This window comes from Labrenzia sp. THAF191a, from assembly GCF_009363335.1.
GTDB lineage: Bacteria > Pseudomonadota > Alphaproteobacteria > Rhizobiales > Stappiaceae > Roseibium > Roseibium algicola.
This window is the reverse complement of sequence record NZ_CP045333.1, coordinates 2,766,546-2,789,090: the sequence shown is the minus strand read 5'-3', so window position 1 is coordinate 2,789,090 and position 22,545 is coordinate 2,766,546. Positions and strand designations below refer to the sequence as shown.

At 59.0% G+C, this 22,545-nt stretch carries 16 protein-coding genes; 11 read left to right on the top strand and 5 right to left on the bottom strand.

The window, feature by feature from the left end:
* Positions 1 to 164: 164 nt before the first annotated feature.
* The 6 genes from FIV05_RS12755 to FIV05_RS12730 all read left to right on the top strand — a co-directional run bounded on the left by FIV05_RS12755 (position 165) and on the right by FIV05_RS12730 (position 9,244).
* Positions 165 to 2,549 carry a methyl-accepting chemotaxis protein gene (locus FIV05_RS12755; RefSeq protein WP_152509798.1) on the top strand — a complete coding sequence of 795 codons (2,385 nt, stop codon included), beginning with the start codon at positions 165 to 167 and terminating at the stop codon, positions 2,547 to 2,549.
* Positions 2,550 to 2,660: 111 nt separating this feature from the next.
* On the top strand, positions 2,661 to 3,239 hold the full coding sequence (locus FIV05_RS12750; protein WP_023003301.1) for a histidine phosphatase family protein: 579 nt from the start codon (positions 2,661 to 2,663) through the stop codon (positions 3,237 to 3,239).
* A gap of 206 nt (positions 3,240 to 3,445) precedes the next feature.
* Positions 3,446 to 4,858, top strand: coding sequence for a caspase domain-containing protein (locus tag FIV05_RS12745; RefSeq protein ID WP_152509797.1), 1,413 nt, complete (start codon positions 3,446 to 3,448; stop codon positions 4,856 to 4,858).
* 47 nt (positions 4,859 to 4,905) lie between these two features.
* The gene (locus FIV05_RS12740) at positions 4,906 to 5,472 is read left to right on the top strand and encodes a hypothetical protein (RefSeq protein ID WP_152509796.1); all 567 of its coding nucleotides are present in this window, start codon (positions 4,906 to 4,908) and stop codon (positions 5,470 to 5,472) included.
* A 111-nt stretch (positions 5,473 to 5,583) separates the two neighbouring features.
* A complete protein-coding gene (locus FIV05_RS12735; RefSeq protein WP_152509795.1) occupies positions 5,584 to 6,249 on the top strand; it encodes a hypothetical protein in 666 nt (221 codons plus the stop codon).
* A gap of 433 nt (positions 6,250 to 6,682) precedes the next feature.
* Positions 6,683 to 9,244 carry an FAD-dependent oxidoreductase gene (locus FIV05_RS12730; protein ID WP_152509794.1) on the top strand — a complete coding sequence of 854 codons (2,562 nt, stop codon included), beginning with the start codon at positions 6,683 to 6,685 and terminating at the stop codon, positions 9,242 to 9,244.
* A 135-nt stretch (positions 9,245 to 9,379) separates the two neighbouring features.
* Here the strand turns inward: FIV05_RS12730 and FIV05_RS12725 are convergent, their stop codons facing one another.
* The 5 genes from FIV05_RS12725 to FIV05_RS12705 form a co-directional block, all read right to left on the bottom strand.
* Complete coding sequence (locus FIV05_RS12725) at positions 9,380 to 10,615, bottom strand: Tm-1-like ATP-binding domain-containing protein (RefSeq protein WP_152509793.1); 1,236 nt, start codon at positions 10,613 to 10,615, stop codon at positions 9,380 to 9,382.
* Positions 10,616 to 10,623: 8 nt separating this feature from the next.
* Positions 10,624 to 12,111: an aldehyde dehydrogenase gene (locus FIV05_RS12720; protein ID WP_152509792.1), complete on the bottom strand. Its 1,488-nt coding sequence runs from the start codon at positions 12,109 to 12,111 to the stop codon at positions 10,624 to 10,626.
* Positions 12,112 to 12,119: 8 nt separating this feature from the next.
* Positions 12,120 to 13,640, bottom strand: coding sequence for a tripartite tricarboxylate transporter permease (locus FIV05_RS12715; protein WP_152509791.1), 1,521 nt, complete (start codon positions 13,638 to 13,640; stop codon positions 12,120 to 12,122).
* 7 nt (positions 13,641 to 13,647) lie between these two features.
* Positions 13,648 to 14,187, bottom strand: a complete 540-nt coding sequence (locus FIV05_RS12710; RefSeq protein ID WP_055656045.1) for a tripartite tricarboxylate transporter TctB family protein — start codon at positions 14,185 to 14,187, stop codon at positions 13,648 to 13,650.
* A gap of 66 nt (positions 14,188 to 14,253) precedes the next feature.
* Positions 14,254 to 15,189, bottom strand: a complete 936-nt coding sequence (locus FIV05_RS12705) for a tripartite tricarboxylate transporter substrate binding protein (RefSeq protein ID WP_152509790.1) — start codon at positions 15,187 to 15,189, stop codon at positions 14,254 to 14,256.
* Between the two features lie 269 nt (positions 15,190 to 15,458).
* On the opposite strand from FIV05_RS12705, the gene FIV05_RS12700 reads away from it, so the two are divergent.
* From FIV05_RS12700 to bcsA, 5 genes are all read left to right on the top strand, one after another.
* Entirely contained in the window at positions 15,459 to 16,244 is a 786-nt protein-coding gene (locus FIV05_RS12700; protein WP_152509789.1) for an IclR family transcriptional regulator, read from the top strand.
* Positions 16,234 to 16,914, top strand: coding sequence for an HAD-IA family hydrolase (locus FIV05_RS12695; RefSeq protein WP_152509788.1), 681 nt, complete (start codon positions 16,234 to 16,236; stop codon positions 16,912 to 16,914). Before FIV05_RS12700 ends, FIV05_RS12695 begins: the two co-directional genes overlap by 11 nt.
* Complete coding sequence (locus FIV05_RS12690) at positions 16,911 to 18,266, top strand: aminotransferase class III-fold pyridoxal phosphate-dependent enzyme (protein ID WP_152509787.1); 1,356 nt, start codon at positions 16,911 to 16,913, stop codon at positions 18,264 to 18,266. The genes FIV05_RS12695 and FIV05_RS12690 overlap by 4 nt, the downstream gene beginning before the upstream one ends.
* Positions 18,267 to 19,110: 844 nt before the next feature.
* Positions 19,111 to 20,253, top strand: coding sequence for a LuxR C-terminal-related transcriptional regulator (locus tag FIV05_RS12685; RefSeq protein ID WP_152509786.1), 1,143 nt, complete (start codon positions 19,111 to 19,113; stop codon positions 20,251 to 20,253).
* A gap of 25 nt (positions 20,254 to 20,278) precedes the next feature.
* The gene (gene bcsA / locus FIV05_RS12680; protein WP_152509785.1) at positions 20,279 to 22,534 is read left to right on the top strand and encodes a UDP-forming cellulose synthase catalytic subunit; all 2,256 of its coding nucleotides are present in this window, start codon (positions 20,279 to 20,281) and stop codon (positions 22,532 to 22,534) included.
* Positions 22,535 to 22,545: the final 11 nt, after the last annotated feature.

Below are 22,545 nucleotides of genomic sequence, written 5' to 3'. Positions count from 1 at the left end.
CGATGCACGGTGATATTAGTCAACTTTGGCTAGGCACTTGCCTCACCGATAAAACTGACCTGGTCATAAATAGTTTGGTAACAACTACCACCTAGCTTTCCCGGATTACTCCTGTGGCGGCATGGAGTTCAGTGAACCACTGAAACTCGATTCATGGGGGAAACATGAGAGCCGCCGGCAATCTTCCGATATCGATGAAACTCGCCATCTGCATGGCTGTTTCCGTTCTGCTTACAATGTCCGTTGCGGTCGTCGGCTATGTCGCGACCCGCCAGATGGGCGGGGCAATTCAAACCTCCCAGACAACGGGCTCTGCCCTGATGTCCATGGCCCGGCTGAACCGCCTGAAAGCGCGTTACGTCGAATCCGGCGATCCGGATGACGTCTCCGTTGTGAAGGACAGCATGACCGACATCTCCGCGACGCTTTCCGTTCTGCAAGCCGGCGGAGAAGACGTTGCCTCGGCGACCGGCAACATTGCGGCATTCTCGACTGCTTTCGACACCCTGGTTGCCTCCGAGGAAGAAATCGAACGCAAACGCCTGCAGATGACGACGTCCCTGGAAAACCTGATGGCGATCGGCCACAGCGTTGCCCAGGCGGCAGCGAAACGCGAACAGAAACTGGTCGACGAGCTGCAATCCTTGAGAACAAGCGGGGAAGCAGCCAGTGAACTCGCGCAGGCAGCAACACTTGCCAGCGCCCACTCCATGCAACTCAAGCTGGATCTGGAGACCCTGTTTCGACATCCGGACGCGGCTCACATGAAGGCCGTCAGCAAGTCCTTCGGCAAGTACTATCTCCTGATCCGCAAGCTGACGTCCTCCGCAACCGTGTCGGAAAACCTGCAGCCCGCGCGTGACCTTGCCGAAGGCGCCAACGCCATGCGCACCCTGCTCTCCGCCGTCCAGAAGGATCCGTCCCAGGCGCTGTCCAGGAGAGACGCCCTGACCAAGGGCTTTGACAGCCTTGCCGGACTGACCGATGCCGTGCGCAATGACCTTGGCCGCGCCTTCAAGACGGCCCACGGCGACATGCTGGCGATCGAGGGACTTGCCCGCTCCGCCGTTGCCGAGGCCAAGGCCGGCAACGACTTTGCTGCCGAAGCCCGGGTGTTGTCAGATGCGTTCTGGCAGTTCCAGGTCAACCGGTCGGATCTTACCCGCAAGGCGGTGCTCGACAGTATCGCGGCCCTGCAGATGCAACAGGAAGAGGTTTTGTCCAGCATGCTGACGGGAGCCGATGCGGTCGCAGCGCGCACCGCAATCGAAACCCTGGGCAGCGCCTTTGCGAAACTGTCTTCGGCCATGGCTGATTTCCGGGTTGCGCTTGCTGCTGCCGACACTGCCGAGACAGAGTTTGCCGAAGGCATTGCCGCGCTCAACGCAAGGCTGGAAACCAGCGCCGCCAGTACGGAAGCAAGGTCAACGCTCATCCTGTTGGCAGTGTCCGCGGTCGGACTGGTCTTCGGCATTGCGGCGGCAGTTGCACTCTGGTGCACCGTTGCCCGCCCCGTGTCCGTTCTGACAGCTGCGACCCGTCGTCTGGCTGACGGCGAAGTCGATGTCACGATCGACGGTGCGGTCACGCGCGACGAGGTTGGTCAGCTCCGTCAGGCGCTCCTGATTTTCCGCGACAGCCTGCTGGAAAACCGCCGCCTCGGCGAAGAACGGATGCAAAGCCAGTTGGCCAGTGAGGAGCGCCAACAGCATATAGACGGGCTGGTGGCCGGGTTCCGAAATGACATTCAGGACGTCCTGAAGAGCCTGTCCGAAAATGCCGGGCAGATGCAGGACACGGCCCAGTCCATGACGGTAATTGCCGAAACCGCGTCTTCCCTCACCGGCAACGCCACCGGTTCCTCGAACGAAGCCTCCGGCAACGTTCAGGCCGTCGCGGCTGCCACCGACGAGATGGCTGCCTCGATTGCCGAGATCGCCCGGCAGGTGGAAACGTCGAGCCAGATCGTCAGCAACGCCGCGGACAACGCCAACCGGACCAGCAGCAAGATCACCGGCCTTGCAGAAACCGCACAAAGCATCGAAGGTGTTGTTTCCCTGATCTCCGAGATCGCCGAACAAACCAACCTGCTGGCGCTCAACGCCACCATCGAGGCGGCTCGTGCCGGGGAAGCCGGCAAGGGCTTTGCCGTTGTGGCGGCAGAGGTCAAGTCACTGGCAACACAGACCGCAAGAGCGACAAACGAAATCGCCTCGCAGATTGCGGCCATGCAGGCGTCCGCATCGGAAACGGTTACGGCCATCGGCGAGATCGTCGCGATCATGCAGGACGTCTCGGAGTGCACCAGCGCGATTGCCGCTCCCGTTGAGCAGCAGGGCTACGCAACCAACGAAATCGCTCGGAATGCCGCCCTCGCCTCCAATCGAACCATGGCGGTCGTCGAAGACATGTCCAGCGTTTCGGACGCGATCGGGGACACCCGGAAATCCGCAAGCGACGTCCTGAATGCCTCCGATGACCTGAACCAGCAGACAGCACGCATTCGGACCACCGTGACGACATTCCTCAACGAAGTGGCGGCCGCCTGAGATCAAACGCCTGCCGGGCGGGAGAACCGACTGCCGCCCGCCCAGTTTCACCCCCGTAAAACCGGTTCGGCCCGAACGAACCGCCAACATGACACTTAAAAAGACAATCCGATGACCCATCCGAAAATCATCTTCATGCGCCATGGCGAAACAGAATGGAACCTGATCGGCCGTGCGCAAGGACGGCTGGATTCTCCCCTGACTGCAAAGGGACGCGAGCAGGCGACTCTCTTGGGAAAGATCCTCGCCCGCGAACTGGTATCAGCCGAAGGTTACGACCAGATGGTCAGCCCCTTGGGCCGAACCCTGGAAACTTCGCAGTACCTGCAGCAAAACTTCGACTTTTCACCGGTTGAAACCGACCTGCTCGTTGAAATCGATGTCGGCGGTCTGAGCGGCCTGACAAGGCCCGAGATGTTCGAGAAGTATCCCGAACACATGAACGGCAAGCCCGGCAACACCTGGTATTTTGGCGCGCCGGGTGGCGAGACACTGCAGCAGATGCGTGAGCGCGCCGGAGCCTGGCTTGCAGGCCTGACGGGACCGACAATCGCAGTGGCCCATGGCCAGATCGGCAAGGTTATTCGGGGCATTGTTCTCGGCCTCGATGACACCGGGATCCTCAGTCTCAAGGAACCGCAGGGCGTGGTTCATGTGCTTGAAAACGGACAGGAAACGGTCTGGAGCTGAAGTCTGCGGGCGTGCCCCCGTTCTGCACGCCCAGCACCTTCCCCCGCTACAAATACAAGACCAAAACCGGAAGACAGGACGAACCCGTCACTTTGGCAATGGTCTTCCTCCATTGACGCTGTGGACAGGAAACCGGTGCTGCAGCTATATAAAGGAGAGTAATCAGCAAGAACTCCTTTATTTCATTCACTTAGCGGGGGCTACAAGTGAACTATTTGCTGCCAGCACATATTATTCGTTTAGGCGTCATTTTAACGGCCATCGTATTTCTTCAAATAATTTTAAGTACAGGATCCGCCTTTGCGGGTAAGCGTGTCGCGCTCATCATCGGCAATTCGAATTACGAGCATATCCAGTCGCTGAAAAACCCTGAAAACGACGCCCTTCTCATGGCAAAAACCTTGGGCGATGCCGGTTTTGAAGTGAGGCAGCTCATCGACGGCAACTACAGGGATATGAAGCGGGAACTTCTCGAGTTTGGTCGCACCTTGCGGGATTCGTCGATCGAAGCAGGCCTGATCTACTACGCCGGGCACGGTGTGCAGGTACGCGGGGAGAATTATCTTATCCCGGTGAACGCCCTTCTGGCGGACGAGGACGAGGTCGATCTTGAGGGCATCAACGTCAACGACTTCCTCAAGGTGATGAACTCGTCCAGCAGTCCGGTGAACATCGTCGTACTGGATGCCTGTCGCAACAATCCCTTCAAAGGCTCTTTCCGCTCGGCCACCCGTGGCCTCGCCCCCATCGATGCACCAATGGGCACCCTGATCGCCTATGCGACGTCGCCCGGGCAGGTCGCGATGGACGGTTCCGCTGGAAATTCTCCCTACACGGCCGCCCTCAGCCGCGCCATCGAGACTAGCCCCGGCGAGCCGATTGAATCCGTCTTCAAGCAGGCCCGGCGCGATGTTCTGGCCGAAACCGCCGACCGGCAGGTGCCTTGGGAAGTCAGCTCGATCACCGGTGATTTCTATTTTTATGAAGACGGTCCGCTGCCAGACGATACCGCCGGAGAAGCCGGCAGCCAGGGTAGCCTCGACGTCGCCTACTGGACCGCCATTCGCGACAATCCTTCCGTGTCGGAACTGCGCGCCTATCTCGCCCAGTTTCCAAACGGCCTTTTCGCAGGTGTAGCCGCCAACCGTCTGAAAGACCTCGAAGACAAGCCGCAGGTCCAGGCAAGTCTCGCACCGAGCGAAGCCGAGCAACCGGTAAACGAAGCTCCGGTCCCGTCCGATCCGAAGGAACTGACCAGGGCCGTCCAGGTGGAACTCAACAGGCTTGGCTGCGACGCAGGTTCGCCAGACGGTGTCTGGGGCCCGAAGAGTGGCCGCGCGCTCGACACGTTGAGGAACGAAGCCAAGCTTCAGCTTGCGTCCTTGTCTCCCAACGCGGCTGTCCTGAAGAAACTCCGGCAGCTCGACGGCAGGATATGTCCGCTGACCTGTTCCGCACGCTACGTATTGAAGAACAACGAGTGTGTCCTCAAAACCTGCCCGGCCGGACAACTGCTCTCTTCAGCAGGGCAGTGTTACACGAAGTCAAAACCCAGTCCCCAGTCCTCCTCATCCGGAGGCAACTGCTTCACGTTCAACGGCCAGCAATATTGTGACTGACCAGGCAATGCGGCACGCGCGTTCGAGTTTCAGCTGATCGGGGCAAGATGGGGTCGATAAAAACTCTGGCAGCCAGCCTGCTTCTTGCAGCCGGCTTTGCAGGAAACGCAGGCGCGGACGACATGTCCGGCAAGACGATAACGATCGACATCACCATGCCGATCTGCGGTTTTGCCGACGGCACACAGTCCTGCGTCTGGGAACACAGCGCGTGGTTCTATCTCGCCGCCATCTTCTTCGCCGGGAACGACGACCTGTTCTATTCCTTTTCGTTTCACTCGAACTTCGAAACGGAGGGCGTCCGGATTCCAACCGGAACGGGATCAGGTGAGAGAGTCGACAAAACCAATTCCGGCGACCCGATCGTCCATTTCGTGGAAGTTGAGCGGCTCTCGGCAAACCGTCTTCATGCCATCCACACCATGGAAATGGTTGAAGACGGATACATCCGGAAAAACGCATTCACGCTGGAAATGAACGGCAAGGAGTGCCGGATCCTGGAGTTCAGGCAGGAGCACTTCTCCAACACCCAGCTCAAGTACGCCTATGGAAAGCCGACCTCGCTGATTTGCAAGGTTCAGGACGGTCCGCAAACCGATGTCTATGGAAAGTGACGGCATGGACAGCGCACCGGCAAATCCGCAACCACAGCTCGAAACAAATCCATCAACATCGAATTTCAAGATCCTCCAGATGGAGGGCATTTTCCCGGAAGGAGACTTATTGTGAAGAAGATTTTGTTCCTGGCATTGACGACCTCAATGCTGGGCATGGCCGGTTGCCAGTCGACTGCGCCGGAAGGCGCCTCCCCGGCCCAGAGCTCCAAATCAGTTCCCGCGACCTTCGATCTCGGCAGCAAGAAGATTTTCCTGAGCTCGAATGTCAAGGTCGAGCAGAAGGACTATTATTCCAACACCAACAAGGGCTCGTTCACCGAAACCAACAACCGTACAGGTGCTATGGCCGTTTTGATCCGCCAGAACGGCGACAATCTGCTGGTCGCCGATCCGGACAACCAGGCGGGAACCGTGTTTGTGAACGGCAAAAGCGTCAAGACCTCCGGCAGCATCTCCGGCAAGGGCAGGACCAACTGCGTCAAGCTGGAAATCGAGGAAGGCTACAAGCGGAATATCTGTTCGCGCTACACCTACAGCAACGGCATCGTCGAGATTTCCGAAGAGGAAAAGGACCCCGCCGAGGACCGCACCACAAAGCGAACCTACAAATTCGCCTATGACGGCAACAGCTGCCGCTTCATCAGTTTCTCGGAGTTCTCGAACGCAAAGCGCGGCTATTGTGACGGCCCCTGCCTGGGCTACTACGGCGTCAACACCAAGTGGCGTTACACGCTAAACAGCACATCGACTTCAGGCAACTGCAGCATTCGCTGATTGGACCTGACGCGTTGCCCCGGGCCGCAGCTTTCCGACTTGCGTTTCCCGGGGCAACCATCCTCACCTGACGTATATGATGGCCGGAGCGCAACGCGGCGAACGCCTATCATTTGCCGCCACGCCCTTCCGGCGTGGCGCGCTTGCCGGATACTTCCCCACGCGCCCGAAACCCTGATTTTTCCCTGATATTTCGCGACAGTTTTCGTGCTGTGCCGCGTTATCGAAACACGACCAGCCTGTCGCAATCACAAGCCAGCATTTCCTGACGATTTGAACCACCGTGTCGTGGCGCTTATGCCGCCATGACGCAATTACGCTATTTTGCCTGTCGATCAGTCGCGATACTGCCGCCACGAAACGGAAATCCGGTGCAGTCGCACGGACCGGACGCAGGCGGACTGCGCTCCGGTCGATGAAAAAGGAATGAGACATGTCAGCATTTCCTGACAAGGCACAGATCGTCATCGTCGGTCTCGGCGGTATCGTCGGCGCGTCGATCGCACATCACCTCATCGAACGCGGCTGGACCGACATTGTCGGCATCGACAAGTCCGGCATTCCGACCGACATCGGTTCGACGGCCCATGCGTCCGACTTCTGCTACACCACCAGCCACGACTACCTGTCCGTCTGGACCACCCAGTACTCCATCGACTTCTTCGACAAGATGGGTCACTACGCCCGCGTCGGCGGTCTGGAAGTCGCGCGCACCGGCGACGACACCTGGATGGAGGAAATCAAGCGCAAGGTGACCTCGGGCAAGGCCTTCGGCACCAATGTGCGCCTCGTGACCCCGGCCGAGATCAAGGAAAAGTTTCCGCTGATCGAAGAGGACATGGTTCAGGGCGGCATGTGGGACCCGGATGCAGGTCTCGTCATCCCGCGCTCGCAGACGGTTGCAGGCAAGCTTGTTGATGAAGGCGAGAAGACCGGCAAGCTGAAAGCCTTTGCCAATACCCCGGCCCAGTCCCTTATCGTCGAGGACGGCCACATCAAGGGCGTCAAGACCCACCGCGGCACGATCATGGCTGACCATGTCATCGTTTGCGCCGGTCTGTGGGGCCGCCTGATTGCCGAGATGGTTGGCGAAGACCTGCCGGTAATGCCGGTCGACCATCCGCTGACTTTCTTCGGCCCGTACAACGAATTCGAAGGCACCGGCAAGGACATCGGCTATCCGCTGCTGCGCGACCAGGGCAACTCCGCCTACATGCGCGACACGGGCGATCCCAAGACGGCCGAAGGCGGCCAGATCGAGTGGGGGTACTACGAACCGACCCATCCGCGCATGTGCCACCCGCGCGATCTCCTGGAGAAGGATCAGGCACGCCTGTCCCCCTCCCAGCGCGATCTGGAAATGGAACAGGTCATGGAGCCGCTCGAGCGCGCCATGGAGCTGACCCCGATCCTGGGTGAGATCGGCTACAACGAAGGCCATTCCTTCAACGGCCTCCTGCAGGTTTCCGCAGCCGGCGGCCCGTCCTGCGGCGAAAGCCAGAAGGTCCGCGGCCTGTGGTACTGCGTTGCCATCTGGGTCAAGGACGGACCTGGCTACGGCAAGCTGCTGGCTGACTGGATCACCGATGGCCGGACCGAAATCGACCATGCGTCCATCGACTATTCGCGCTTCTATTCCCACCAGCTGTCCGAGAAATACATCGAGGACCGCTGCTACGAAGCTGCGCAGAAGATCTATTTCCCGGCGATCCACCCGCGTGAGCCTTACCTGACGAGCCGCAGCGTCAAGCGATCCCCGTTCTACGACCGTGAGGTTGAACTCGGCGGCCACTTCATGGAACTGGGCGGCTGGGAACGCGCGCATGGGTATGCCGCCAACGAGCATCTGCTGGAAAAATACGGCGACCGGGTTCCGGTTCGTGAAAACGAATGGGACAACCGCCATTTCTGGCGCGTCTCCAACGCCGAGCAGCTCGAACTCAGCGAGAACTGCGGCATCATCAACCTGTCGCACTTCTACATGTTCGACGTCGAAGGCCCGGACCACGTGGAACTGCTGGAGTGGCTGTGTGCCGCGAAGATCGGTGGTGATGCCAACATCGGCAAGGGTATCTACACCCACTTCCTAGATGACGAAGGCAACGTGCGTGCCGACCTCACGGTCTTCCGCATGGCAGACCGCTGCCGCATCGTCGACGGTGCAGACGCCGGTCCGCGCGACTATCACTATGTGAAGCGCATCGCCGAGGACAAAGGCTTCAACGTCACGGTGACCGACGTCAGCGAGCAGTACACCACCATCGGCATCTGGGGCCCCAACGCCCGCGAGAACCTGAAGAAAGTGGTTGCCGATCCGGCAGCACTCGATCCGGAAAACTTCCCCTTCGCGGGCATCCGCCAGATCGAGATCGCCGGCAAGTCCGTCATGGCCCTGCGCCTGTCCTATGTCGGTGAACAGGGCTGGGAACTGCACATGAAGTACGAAGACGGCCTGGCGGTCTGGGACGCTCTGCGGTCCACGGGTGTCATCGCGGTCGGCGTCGAAACCTACGCCAACTCGCGTCGCATGGAAAAATCTCTGCGCCTTCAGAACGCCGATCTTCTGACCCAGTACAACCTCCTGGAGGCTGATCTGGCCCGTCCGAAGGTCAAGGAAGCGGATTTCCGCGGCAAGGCAAAGCATGTCGAGTACCGGGAGCGCGAAAAGCAGCCGGCCATGCTGTGCACGCTGGTGATGCTTGAAAACACAGATGCAAGCGGTGTCAAACGTTACCCGGTCGGCGCGATGCCGGTGCAGGATCCGGACACGGGCAAGACGCTGGTCGACAGCCTGGGCCGTATTTCCTACACGACCTCGGTTGCCTATGGCCCGACCATCGGCAAGAACATCGCTCTTGCCTACCTGCCGCAGGAGTACTGCCAGGTCGGCCGCAAGCTGAATGTCGAGTATTTCTCGGAAACCTACCCGGTCGAGGTCGCCGGTGTCGGCTATCAGCCGCTCTACGATCCGGAAAACCAGAAACCTCGGTCCTGATGACCAAGGCCCGTGACAGGCAACGACGTGCCACGGGCTGACTTCAGATCACAAGAACAAGCTAAAGCCCCATCTCACGACCCCAAAAAGCGCCGCTCGCCGGCGCTTTTTCCTTTCGTGGCACGCGCGGCGGCCTTAGCCGCCCCGCGTGACAATCCCTTCGTCGACCCATCTGTCGAAAACGACAAGCGCAGCATCCGCAAACGCCTTGTCGTTGATATGCGCCGAAACCTCGGTCGTCTCGATGCGGCCCGGGAAGACTGTCCTGACTTCGTCGATGAAGGCCGCCAGCCCCTCCGGATCGTGGGCTTCCTCGCCCTCCTTGTCCCAGGCCTCGATACCGCCAAGCGGCAACAGGAAATGGGTCGGCCCCTTGGCCGCCTCCAGCCGGTCGGCGAGTGCATTCGCCCACTGACGGCGCTCCTGCGGGTTGAAGACGGAGCTCTTGATCAGACGATTGTGCTCGTGAAACGGCCTGTCGGCATATTGCGCCGGGATTTCCTGCCAGCCGGCAAAATCCACCAGATCAAGCGCGCCCGGCGCCACGATCTGCGGCGTGCCCAGCCTGCCTGCATTCTGCAGCCGGTCCGGCCCGCTGCTGACCAGCGAACCTGCCAGGAGATTGCCGAATTCCTGCAGGCAGAAATCCATGACGCAGCAGAAGGCTCCCTCCCGCGCCAGGCTTTCAAAAGCCATGCCGCCCATGCCGGTGGAATGGAAGACAGCGACTTCGTACCCCCGGTCTTCGAGTGCCGGTTTCAGAAGCTTCATATAGGACAGGCAACTGGAGCCAAGCGATGTCATGCCGACCAGCGGCTTTGAGCGATCCGGCATCTGCGCGGCCCTGGCGGCACCCAGCACGGCGCCCGCGGCCTGCGCCAGCGACGACTTGCAGATTTCGTTGAGGCCATAAAGGCCACCGGCCCACAGGATCATCTGGATATCGGGCGCCAGCCGTTCCGGCGGGATCAGAGACGAGAAGCTGACCGTGGACACGATGAATTTCGGTACGCCCATCGGCAGCGCCTGGGCACAATCGAGTGCCAGGTCCGTCCCCATGGTTCCGCCAAGCGCGATCATGCCGTCGATACGGCCTTGCGCAAAAAGGTCGGCGACAAGCTTTGCCGCACCCTGCGCCATCACCTGAAAAGCCTTGTTCTCGTCGCCTTGCGCGATCACGTCCTCAATGGACATGCCGCCCGCCCTGGCGACCTCATGCTTGGAAATGCCGGTCGGCCTGGCCGGATCGCCCAGCACGCTGACATCCATCGTCAGCACCTCGCCGCCCTGGGCGCGTATGGTCTGCTCTATGAATTCCAGTTCGGCATTCTTGGTGTCGTAGGTCCCGATGGACAGGATTGTCTTGGTCATGGATATCCTCAGAGCTGGATCCAGGCTGTCTTCAGGTCGACATACTTGTCGAGCGCGTGCAGCGACTTGTCGTGGCCGTTGCCGGACTGCTTCATCCCCCCGAGCGGGACGGTCATGTCCGAGCCGCCGTAGGTGTTCACATGGATGACACCGGAGCGGACGCCGGAAATCATCCGGTGCGCCCGGCCGAGATCAGACGTCCAGATACCGGCGGCGAGACCATATTCGGTGCCGTTGGCGATCCGGATGGCCTCTTCCTCGTCCTTGAAGGCGGTTACGGCCAGTACGGGCCCGAACACTTCCTTCCGGGCAATCGTGTCGCCCGGCTTGACCCCGCTCAAGACGGTAGGAGCCATGTAGTAGCCGCCGGTCTCGGTCAGGATCCGCTCACCGCCGGTGCGGCGCTCGGCACCTTCGGTTTCCGCGGTCTTCACGAAATTCAGGTCGGCTTCCAGCTGGGCCATCGAATGCACCGCGCCGATCTGGCTGGAAAGATCCAGCGGATCGCCCACCTTGAAAGCTTCCGCTTCCCGGCAGATCGCGGCAACGAAATCGTCGTGAATGTCCTCCTGCACCAGGAGGCGCGAACCGGCGACACAGACCTGGCCGGAATTGCGGAAGATCCCCGCCGCCGACACCTTGGCAGCTTTCGCCAGATCAGCCGCATCGTTGAAGACGATGTTGGGGGACTTGCCGCCCAGCTCCAGATAGCAGCGCTTCAGGTTGGATCTGGCGGAATATTCAAGAAGCCGCCGCCCTGTCGCACCGGAACCGGTGAAGACCAGGATGTCGACGTCCATGGAGAGGGCCAGGGCTTCGCCGACCACGGCGCCGGGGCCGGTCACGACGTTGAAGACACCGTCCGGAACTCCTGCCTCGGACGCCAGTTCGGCAATCCTGAGAAGGCTGAGCGAGGCTGATTCCGCCGGTTTCAGCACGATGGAGTTCCCCATGGCGAGTGCGGGAGCAATCTTCCAGGCGCCGATCATCAGCGGGAAGTTCCAGGGAACGATGGCCCCCACGACACCGACCGGTGCCCGGTGGACAAGCCCCAACACATTGTCTGCCGTCGGCGCGATCTCGCCATAGATCTTGTCGAGTGCTTCGGCGTAGTACCGGAAGGTCCCGGCCGCAGACAATGCCTCGGCCTTGAAGGCCATGTTGATCTCGGTGCCATTATCGCGCACACCGAGAACCGCAAGCTCAAGCGCTTTCGCCTCGATCAGGTCCGCCAGCTTCAACAATACCTTCTTGCGGTGGGCCGGGGCAGCCTTCGACCAGCGGCCATCCTCGAACGCCGTGCGCGCGCCCTCAACTGCAAGTCTCACATCGGCGGCCGTTCCGCTTGCGATCCTTGTCAGCGGTTTTCCGTCGATGGGGGAAAGCACCTCCAGCGTCGCCCCCTCCCGTGACGCGGCAAAGGCCCCGTTCAAAAAATGCCCCTGCTCGGCAACGGGCTGGTTGCGCAAAACGTCGATTGCGGCCTGGTCAAGCATCTTGGTTGTTACCCTTGCTGGGTTGAAGTTTCGGAACCGTCCTCTTCCCGATCGCGCCGCGCCTTTTGCTCGCGAATGACCGCACGCACGTGCAGGACGAGAATGAGAATGATCGCTGTAAAGAGAATTGCGGCGATCGGTCGGTCGATGAAATCGAACGGGGAATTCACCCGCGCCATGGCGCTGCGAAGCTTCACCTCCATGATCCCGCCAAGCACCATGCCGAGGATGATCGGCACAATGGGCAGGTTGAGACGCTTCAGCACCAGGCCGAAGACGCCGAAGCCGGCGGCAATCGCGCAGTCGGTCACCGAGTTGCGCAGCGAGAACACGCCGACAAAGGACAGCGTCATGATCATCACGCCCAGGAAACGCGTCGGGATCTGAATGATCTTGAGCAGCAGTCCCGTGGAGGACAGGAGGAAGATCAGGACGATGATATTCAAGAGGATCAGTGCCAGATAGAGCGCGACCACGAAGTCGAGTTGCCCCTGGAACAGCTGAGGCCCCGGGATGACGTTATGAACATAGAACACCGACAGCATCATTGCCGTCAGTGCTTCTCCCGGAATGCCGAGAGCAAGCAAAGGGATCATCGCCGCACCGGGAACCGCATTGTTGGCAGCTTCCGAAGCGATCAGCCCTTCCGGTGATCCCTTGCCGAAAAGGTCCGGGTCCTTCGAGGATTTCTGCGCATAGGTGTAGGACAGGAACTGGGCAGTGAATTCGCCCACGCCGGGGATCATGCCCATGAGAACACCGAAGCCGGAAGAAACGGTCGCGATCCGTTTGAACGCGAACAGCTCCTTGAGCCCGGCAAAGAGGTTGCCCTCGACCTTGGCCGATCCGGGGTGATGTTCCTTGTCGACCAGCAGCAGCAACGCTTGCGAGATCGCAAAGAGACCGAGCACCACCACGATGAGATCGACACCGGAGGTGAGCCAGCTCTGGTCGAAGGTGAAGCGCTTGGTGTATTTGGCAGGCTCCAGGCCGATGGTGCTCAGGAAGATGCCGAAACAGGCCAGCATGCCGGCGGCAAAAACCTGCCCGCGGTGCGCAACCACGACCAGGATGATGCCCATCAGGGCCGCCAGGAAGATCTCGCGGCTGCCGAAATGCGGTGCGATCATCGCCAGAACCGGCGAGAGGACGATCAGGCACAGGATCGAGAACATGCCGCCGAAGAAAGAAGCCGAATAGGCGAGCGACAGCGCCCGATGCCCCTGCCCCTTCTTGGTCATGGGGTAGCCGTCATAGGTGGTCAGCGCATTGACCGCCGTACCCGGTGTGTTGATCAGCACCGCCGGAATGGCACCGCCATACATGGATGAGCCATAGACGCCGAGCAGCAGGGTCAAGCCGACGATAGGCTCGAAGGAAAAGGTTGCCGGCAGCAGAATTGCGATGGCGACGGCAGCTCCGACACCAGGAATTGCGCCGATGATGACACCACCGATGGAGCCGATCACCAGGGCCGCAAGAACGTCCCATTGGGCAAGCATGGACAGGCTGGAGAGGATCAGTTCCATTCTCGCCTCACAGATAGGTCAGGGCAAAGGCGCGGATGCCGTCAGGCAGCGCCTCGTAAATGTGGCCGGCAGGAACCTTGACCTGCAAAAACGCGCGGAAGATCACCACCACCGAAATGCTGAAGGCAACCGCCGCACCCAGGTTGAGAGGCGTTGCCTCGCCAATCCGGACACACAGAAACAAGGTGAAGGCGAGTGTCGCCGGCAGGTAGCCGATTTGCGGCACCAGGAGCACGTAGATCAGGAAATAGGCCACGAACTCGAACGACTTCAGCCAGAAGCCGACCTCGCGCCAGCGGCCCGGAATGCGCTTGGAACAAAGCGAGCCTATGAAATGCAGGCTGGCGAACAGCACCATGCCGCCGATAGCGACTGTGGGCCAGAACCTTGGCTGTGCGAACCACTTGGTCCGCTTGGCCCAGACCGTCTCACCCGGGATCTGCGACAGAAGAAATAGGGAAAATGCCAGGAACAGGATTGCAAACACGATGTCGCCGGGCCGGCGATAGCGTTTGAACAGTTCCTGCAGCGTCTTGATGCGCGCCAAGCCGAACCCTCCTTGGAACCCGAAAGCAACCGGCCGGCGCGAAATGCGCCGGCCGAAACAGTCGCCTTATTGTTCGATCAGCTCGGAGATTTTCTGAAGCGCCGCCGCATCAGCCTCGATCTGCTGTTCGGACTGAACCGGGTCCTGCCAGTAGATCAGGACGCCGGTCTGGCCGATCAGCTCGAGCGCCTGCGGCGACTTGAGCGCAGCTTGCGCAGCTTCGGAAATCTTGATCCGTGCATCTTCGGGAACGTCCTTGTGAACGAACAGCCCGTTCCACAGCGCAACCGACAGATCCGGGTTGATTTCCTGCATGGTCTGCACGTTCGGCGTCAGGGACGTCCGTTCCTTGCCGATGCTGGCCAGGATCTTGACCTCGCCGAGGCACGGCTGGATCTGCTGCAGTGTCGTGTTGATCACGTCGACATCGCCGGAGGCCAGCGTGTTGCAGTTCAACTCGTCAAAAGCCGCTTCGCTGGCAAAGTCGAAGCCGGAAGTCTTGGCGGCAGCGAAGGTGATCTGGGTGGGCGGCAGGAACGAGCCGAAATGGCCGAGCGCGATCTCGTTTTCCTTGGCGTATTCAGCCAGTTCCGCCCACGTGGCATAGGGCGCGTCTGCGCCTGCGGCAATCACGAACGGATAGGTCATGAAAATGCCGATCGGCTCGAACGGGTTCGGCGAAAGTTCGGGAATTCCGATCTGCGGACCACCAATCGGCACGTCGGTCACGAAAGAGCCGACCGTATAACCGTCGGCAGGCGCCGTTGCGACTTCCACTGCACCAGGGAACGGACCACCGCCGCCACCCGGCTTGTTCACGACCGCTGCCGGCACGCCGTACATTTCCTGGAACTTGTCCGCGATCAGCCGGGTCAGCACGTCTTCCAGGTCCCCCGGAGGCCAGGGAACGATGAACGATACAGGCTTTTCCGGATATTCAGCCAGAGCGGCGGTTGCCGACATCAATGTCGCGGCCGTCAGGGCGATCACTTGCTTCTTCATTTCAACAGTCCCTTTTCTGGTCAGGTGACAGCCGGACTTTGCGCCGGTCTTGGTCATTTTTTATTTGCTTTGTTAATTATTGTGATCTTAAATAATCAGATGTCAACCTTCAATCGGAGCGCTGACGCTTTTGTTTACCTCGCAAAACGGTTCAAATAACAAACCATCGGTTTAAAAATATATTGTTTCAAATGAAACTACATGTCAACATCGTCCCGTCGAATGCCGGAGCTTCAATCCGGCACCTGCGGGAAAGGAACTGCTGAAGCATGGGCACGATCACAAAAGCGCTGAGCCTGCTGAACCACTTTTCCGCGAGCCGTTCGGAAATCGGCCTGACCGAGTTCCGCAACCTATCGGGCCAGGACAAGGCAACGGTTCACCGGCATCTGACCGAACTGACAGCCAACGGTTTTCTGGAGCAGAACCCGGGCACCAAAGGCTATCGCCTGGGCCCCGCCATCCTGCGCCTTGCGGCAGTCCGCGAACGCCTGTTCCCGGCAAGAAGGCTTGTCGCTCCACTGGTGGAACAGTTGGCTGGAGAACTCGGGGAACTGGTTCATGTCTCCTTGCGGGAAGGCAATCACCTGTCACCGCTCTATCATCATGACGCACTCGTTCACGGAACGCGGGTCTATTTCGACGAAGCTGAACTGCTGCCGCTGCACGCAACCGCCTCCGGTCTCGCCATGCTGGCTTTTGGCCCGATTGATCTGCTGCCAAAGCTTCTGAAGACGAAGCTCAAACCCTCCACCGGCTACACGATCACCGATACCGAGCTTTTGAAAAAGACAGTCGAACAGGTTCGAAACGACGGCATTGCCTTTATCGACCAGGGTTTTGAAGAGCACGTCTCTTCCTTTGCCTCGCCGATCTTCGGCGACTTGCCAGAGGCCGTCGGCACCATAGCCGTTGCCGCCCCCACCGTTCGCATGACCGAGGAGTTGAAAGCAAAAATCCGAATTTCCCTGCCGATCGCGGCGACGGAAGTCACTGAAAAACTCGGCGGCGTTGTCCCGGTCGATTTGAGAAGGATCTGGCGCGATGCCGCATGACACGAAGGCTCTGGTGCTCGATTTCGGCGGGGTCGTCACTCGCACGATGTTCGAGACCCACGACCTGACCGAACAGGCTCTCGGGCTCGCCCCCGGCACCCTGACCTGGCGTGGCCCGTTTGATCCGGCAACCGACAGTCTTTGGCAGGCAATGCAGCGGGACGAGATTTCCGAACGCGACTACTGGCACCGGCGCACGCAGGAAATTGCCGAATTGACCGGCAACGACTGGTCGGAAATGGCCCAGTTCGTGAAGGCTGCGCGCGGCGCTGATCCCGATGCCGTCATGCGCCCGGAAGCCCTGGCCGCAATCGACATTGCCCGGCAGGCAGGCTGCAAGCTTGCGGTCCTGTCCAATGAACTGGACCTTTTCTACGGTGCGGACTTCAGGAAAAAGCTCGCTTTTCTGGATGATTTCGACGTCATCGTCGATGCCACCTACACCGGGATCCTGAAGCCGGATCCGCGTGCATATCAGCTGTGCCTGGACGAACTCGGCCTGCCCGCATCCGCCTGCGTCTTTGTCGACGATCAGCTGCGCAACATTCGCGGCGCTAAGACGGCCGGCCTGCAGACGGTTCACTTCGACGTTCTTTCCCCCCGATCTTCCTATGACCAGGCACTTTCGTTGCTCGGCCTGCCAAGTTTACTCCAAGGAGACATGACATGAAGGATTCCAACTTCCTGAAGGAAAACAACGCCCGCCATGTCTGGCATCCGATGGCTCATCCGGCCGACAGCCAGACCAATCTGCCGACGATCCTGACAGGTGGCCGCGACGTTTTCATCACCGACGTCGACGGGCACGAAGTTCTTGATGCCGTCGGTGGGCTGTGGAACGTCAACCTCGGCTACTCCTGCGAACCGGTGAAACAGGCTATCTCCGACCAGCTGAACGCCCTGCCCTACTACTCGATCTTTCGCGGCACATCGAACGACAAGGTCATCGAGCTTTCCTACGAACTGGCCGATTTCTTCGCCCCGGACGGGCTGACGCGCGCCTTCTTCACCTCTGGTGGCTCGGATTCGGTCGAAGTCGCCCTCAAGCTCGCCCGCCAGTATCACCGCATTCGCGGCGAAGCCGGCCGCACCAAGTTTCTCAGCCTGAAGAAAGGCTATCATGGCACCCATTTCGGCGGCGCCAGCGTCAACGGCAACGGCAAGTTCCGCAACGCTTACGAACCTCTGCTGCCGGGCTGCTTCCACATTCCGGCTCCCTACACCTACCGCAATCCGTTCAACGAGAGCGATCCGGCGAAACTTGCCCAGCTCTGCGCTTCCGCCCTCGAAGACGAGATCGCCTTCCAGGGAGCCGGCACCATTGCCGCCTTCATCATGGAACCCGTCCTCGGCGCCGGTGGTGTCATGCCTCCCCATCCGAGCTTCATGCCGATGGTGCGCGAGATCTGTGACCGCAACGGCATTCTCCTGATATCCGACGAAGTCATCACCGCCTTCGGCCGCACCGGCAGCGAGAGCGGTGCACGCCACTGGGGCGTACAGCCGGACTTCATGTGCACGGCAAAAGCCATCACAAACGGCTATTTCCCGTTCGGGGCGGTGATGATCGCCGGGCATGTGGCCGAAGTCTTTGAAAAGGACACCAGAGGCATCGCGTCCATCGATACCGGTTACACCTATTCCGGCCACCCTGTCGGCGCCGCAGCCGCTCTGGCTGCCCTCTCAGAGATCCGACGTTTGAAGGTCCATGAAAACGCCGCCGCACGCGGCAAGGAACTTCTTGGTGGCCTGAAGGGGCTCCAGGAACGTTTCGAGGTGATCGGCGACGTGCGCGGTGAAGGACTGATGTGCGCCATCGAACTCGTCTCCGACCGCGCCAGCAAGAAACCTTCGGCAAAGGATGTCCCGCTGAAGCTGCAGCAGGCCGCCTATGAGGACGGCGTCATGATCCGGGTCTCCGGAAACAATGCCATCTTCTCGCCGCCGCTGATCGTGACATCGGACAACGTCACGAAAATCCTGTCGGCAGTCGAGACCGGACTGAAAGCCGTTTCCGGCTAATCCCTCGGAAGCATCTCCGTAACGCACAAGCCTCAAAGGCCGGCCCCGTCAACTTGCTCTGAAGCCCTCACAAGACCTCGAGGGCTTCGGATGCCCTGCAGGCCAATTGCCATCAGAAAACCGGCACTCGGTGCGCAAAGAGCCAACTGGATTTGCGCGCCCTGGCTCTTCTGTTCGCCGCACCAGCAAGCCGCCGCCCCCCTATTTCAGGTCGAATTTCTCTAATACTTTCAACCATTGCGCGACATATCTGGTCGCCGCGTATCAAGTTTCGAAAAATTCGATCACAAATCCGGGAAGGCAAAACGCCCAATTCCTGAGCCTGAACTCAAATTAGCCAAGTCCGCCTAATTTGTCGGCAATCTGAATAGTTAAATCAAACAAGACAAAATTTTATCTCAAACAGATTTCACCGGGCATTTCGCGAAATCGCCTCGGGACATTTCGTCGCAAACAGTAGAAATCGAAAAACACGATAAATGCTGCAGCGCAGCAATACACGCATGCACACCACCTCCACTTGCATTTATCAAATTCAACGAAAACCACCTCGTGATTACAACTCGATGATCTTAATGTATTCATCGATATTTCTCATTTAATGCTGAAGCATATTCTACAATTTTCTTAGAGTTATAAATTAACCAAGACTGCAGTTGCTTTAAAATTGATGCAATTGCACTAGAGCAACGGCATGAAGTTTCCGGTATAAAAGGTTTAATAATTTATTAACCTCCTAAGAAACCAATCGATCGATTTAGATAAATCCAATTTTTGAAAATGAAACGAGCCAGAACTTAGATCATCGCCACGAATAAAATCCATTTCTACCTGGGAGCAAAAAATGTATTTTGCAGGAAGGGACTTTAACGAAAGTGTTTTATACGGTGGCCAGACAAAAGAACGCCGCAACCGGAGCAATTTAGACTTTCCATATGCACTGGCCAAACGATTTGAATTTCTTCTTTTCAGCATCTTTGTTCTGGATGCAAGAAGGAAGAAGATCGAGATTTGCTATACAATTGATGACAATCGTCAAGCCTGGGAAGCCGAACATCTTCTTGGGAACGAAATAGACACGTTCTCCCAAGTAAAAGCCAACTCCTGCACCCCCGTTACACACGACACCGAGATCCTGCATTGCACCGCAACAACACCGGATGGTTTGTCGCGCGCTACAACCCTTGAAACCAACCGTGCGGCTGTTCTCATGGTCGAATTGGGAATGGGTTTGCAGCTCTATCTTGCCGCCCACGTTCCAGTCGGCTTTTCAGACAGTATTTTCCAAGGTGTTGTTGCTTATGCGGATGACATCTTCGGCGGCTTCGAGGCTTATGCCGAGGATCTCGTTTACGGGCGGAACCGCACTGAACTGACAAGCGCGCAATACTGGATCAAACACATCAAGTCTCCAGCGCTTGTTTTCTTCGGCAACGGCTCAGTCCTTGTCAAAAACCCGGCGATGGAAAAGGTCCTGCAGAAAGGCGGCGATCTTCGCCTCATCGACGGCAGGATCCAGGCACCTTTGAGCCTGGCACCGTTTTTTGCCCGCAACTCTCGCGACTTGCCCGTCGATGCCCCGGCAAACACCGGATCAACTCGGCAGGAACAGGCACGGGTCATGAGCATTGCCGGTGGCCCCCGCTACTTCGTGGAGGCCATCCCGTCCCAGGTGTCCGACGAGGAAACCCGGGATCCCGTCAGATCCTATTTCCGCAAGAAGGTCCTGATCACCGCGGACACCGCCTCCAACGAGGTAAGCGCCGAGACGATCAAAGCCGCCACCGGGGTCACGCATCAGCAGGCGCGCATCATCAAGAAAATAATAGACGGCAAAACCGTAAGACAAGCCGCCGAGGAAATCGGGATCAGCTACAACACCGCAAGAAATCACCTTGCGATGGCACAGCAAAGAACCGCAACAAGCTCACAAATAGAGCTCGTCAACTCGGTGACAAAAGCAATTCAAATAGCACCAGACCAATAACGTACAAAGTACAGGAACTTAGGCTATGCTGAACTTACTTTTATACGTATTCGCGACGATAGCGACCATCGCTACATTCTTCATCGTCACGCTGCCGCTTTCGGTTGAAGTTCAACTCTTTCTCGGCCTCTTCGTTCTGGTTGCCATGCAATTCACGAAGGTCTTGCCGGGCACTCTGGGACGCGTCACGTTTCTGACGCTCGGAGGGTTGCTGGTCGGCCGTTACGTTTACTGGCGCGTGACACAGACGGTTCCGCCGATCGAGAACTTTTACGATTTCGTTCCCGGTGTCCTGCTGCTTGTTGCAGAGCTCTTCTGCATCTTGATGTTCTTCCTGTCGGCGCTCATCGTCTCCGACCGCTATGAGCGTCCCCGCAAGGTGCAGAACTCCGACGCCGATGCTCCGACAGTCGACGTGTTCATTCCCAGCTACAACGAGGATCCGGGCCTCGTCGCCTGCACCATCGCCGCCGCCAAGAACATGGACTATCCGAAGGACAAGTTCCGTGTGTTCCTTCTGGACGATGGCGCAACGCTTCAGAAGCTGAATTCCACCGACCAGAAGGCCGCCCTTGCCGCTTATGAGCGCAGCCAGGAATTCAAGCGGATCTGCGAAGATCTCGGTGCGACATATCTTGCACGTGAACGCAACGAACACGCCAAGGCCGGAAACCTCAACTACGGCCTGTCTCGGTCGGAAGGTGATCTCGTGGTGGTCTTCGACGCCGATCACGCACCGGCACGGGAGTTCCTGCGCGAAACCGTCGCCTACTTCAAGGATCCCGAACTGTTCCTGGTTCAGACACCGCACTTCTTCCTCAATCCGGATCCGATCGAGCGCAATCTGCGCACCTACAACATCATGCCCTCGGAGAACGACATGTTCTACGGCATGATCCAGAAGGGTCTCGATAAATGGGACGCCACCTTCTTCTGCGGCTCCGGCGCCGTCCTGCGGCGTGCTGCCCTCAATGAAGTCGGCGGTTTCTCGGGCGTCTCGATCACGGAAGACTGTGAAACCGCTCTCGAGCTGCATTCGCGCGGCTGGAAGAGCGCCTATGTCGATCGTCCGATGATCGCCGGCCTGCAGCCTGACACCCTCGCCTCGTTCATCGGCCAGCGGTCCCGCTGGTGCCGGGGCATGCTGCAGATCCTGATGCTCAAGAACCCGATGTTCAAGCCGGGCCTGAGCTTCATGCAGCGCGTCGCGTACATGTCCAGCGCGATGTTCTGGCTGTTCCCGTTCCCGCGGCTGGTGTTCCTGCTGGCGCCGCTGATGTTCATCCTCTTCAACATGAAGATCTACATCGCCTCGCCACAGGAATTCCTGGCCTACACGATGACCTACATCCTTGCGGTGGTGACGATCCAGTCCGGCCTCTATGGCAAGCTCAGGTGGCCCTGGATCTCCGAACTCTACGAGTACATCCAGTCAATCTACCTGTTCCCGGCGATCTTCTCCGTGCTGATGAACCCGCGTGCGCCGAAGTTCAACGTCACGACCAAGGGTGAAACACTCGAAGAAGAACAGCTGTCGGTCATCGCATGGCCCTACATCATCGTCTTCGCGGTCATGCTCCTCACGACCGGTGTGCTGGTCTGGCGCCTGCAGAACGACACAGGCCAGACTGCCCTGCTTGGTGTTGTCGGCATCTGGCATGTCTTCAACCTGATCATTGCCGGTGCAGCCCTTGGCGCCATCCTGGAACGGAAGGAAGTCAGAACCGCACCACGTATCCGGGTCCATCGCAAGGCGACGCTCCGCCTTCGCGACGAAACCATCCCCGTCAATCTGGTGGAATCCAACACCAACGGTCTGCTCATTCAGCTTGAAAGAGCACCTGCATGGGGGAACGTGCTCGGCGACAAAGGCCACCTGACATTCCATCCGCGTCAATCTCTGGACCGGTCAGCCGATGCAACGCCGGAACCTGACGCCGCGCTTGCCGAAACAGGCATCAACATTCGTGTCGCCTCCCAGCGGGCCGGCTCGAAGGGAATTCTGATCGGCGCCGCCTATCTCGATACCGTCGCAACGCGAGCGATCGTTTCCAGCGATGTGATGTTTGCCGACCTGACAATACCGAGAGCCCTGCACAACAGGAAGCTGACGGGATCCTCGGTCGTCGCGGGCATGATGCGCCTGACCAGATGGGCACTTTACTACGGCATTCGCGTCCCGGTCCTCGGCCTCATGACAGCCCTGCGGTCCGGCCTGAAACGCAAGCCGGCACCTCTCGAGCAGGACCTGCCTGAATCCGTCCTCGCACCTGCAGAATGAGGATTGAAGCA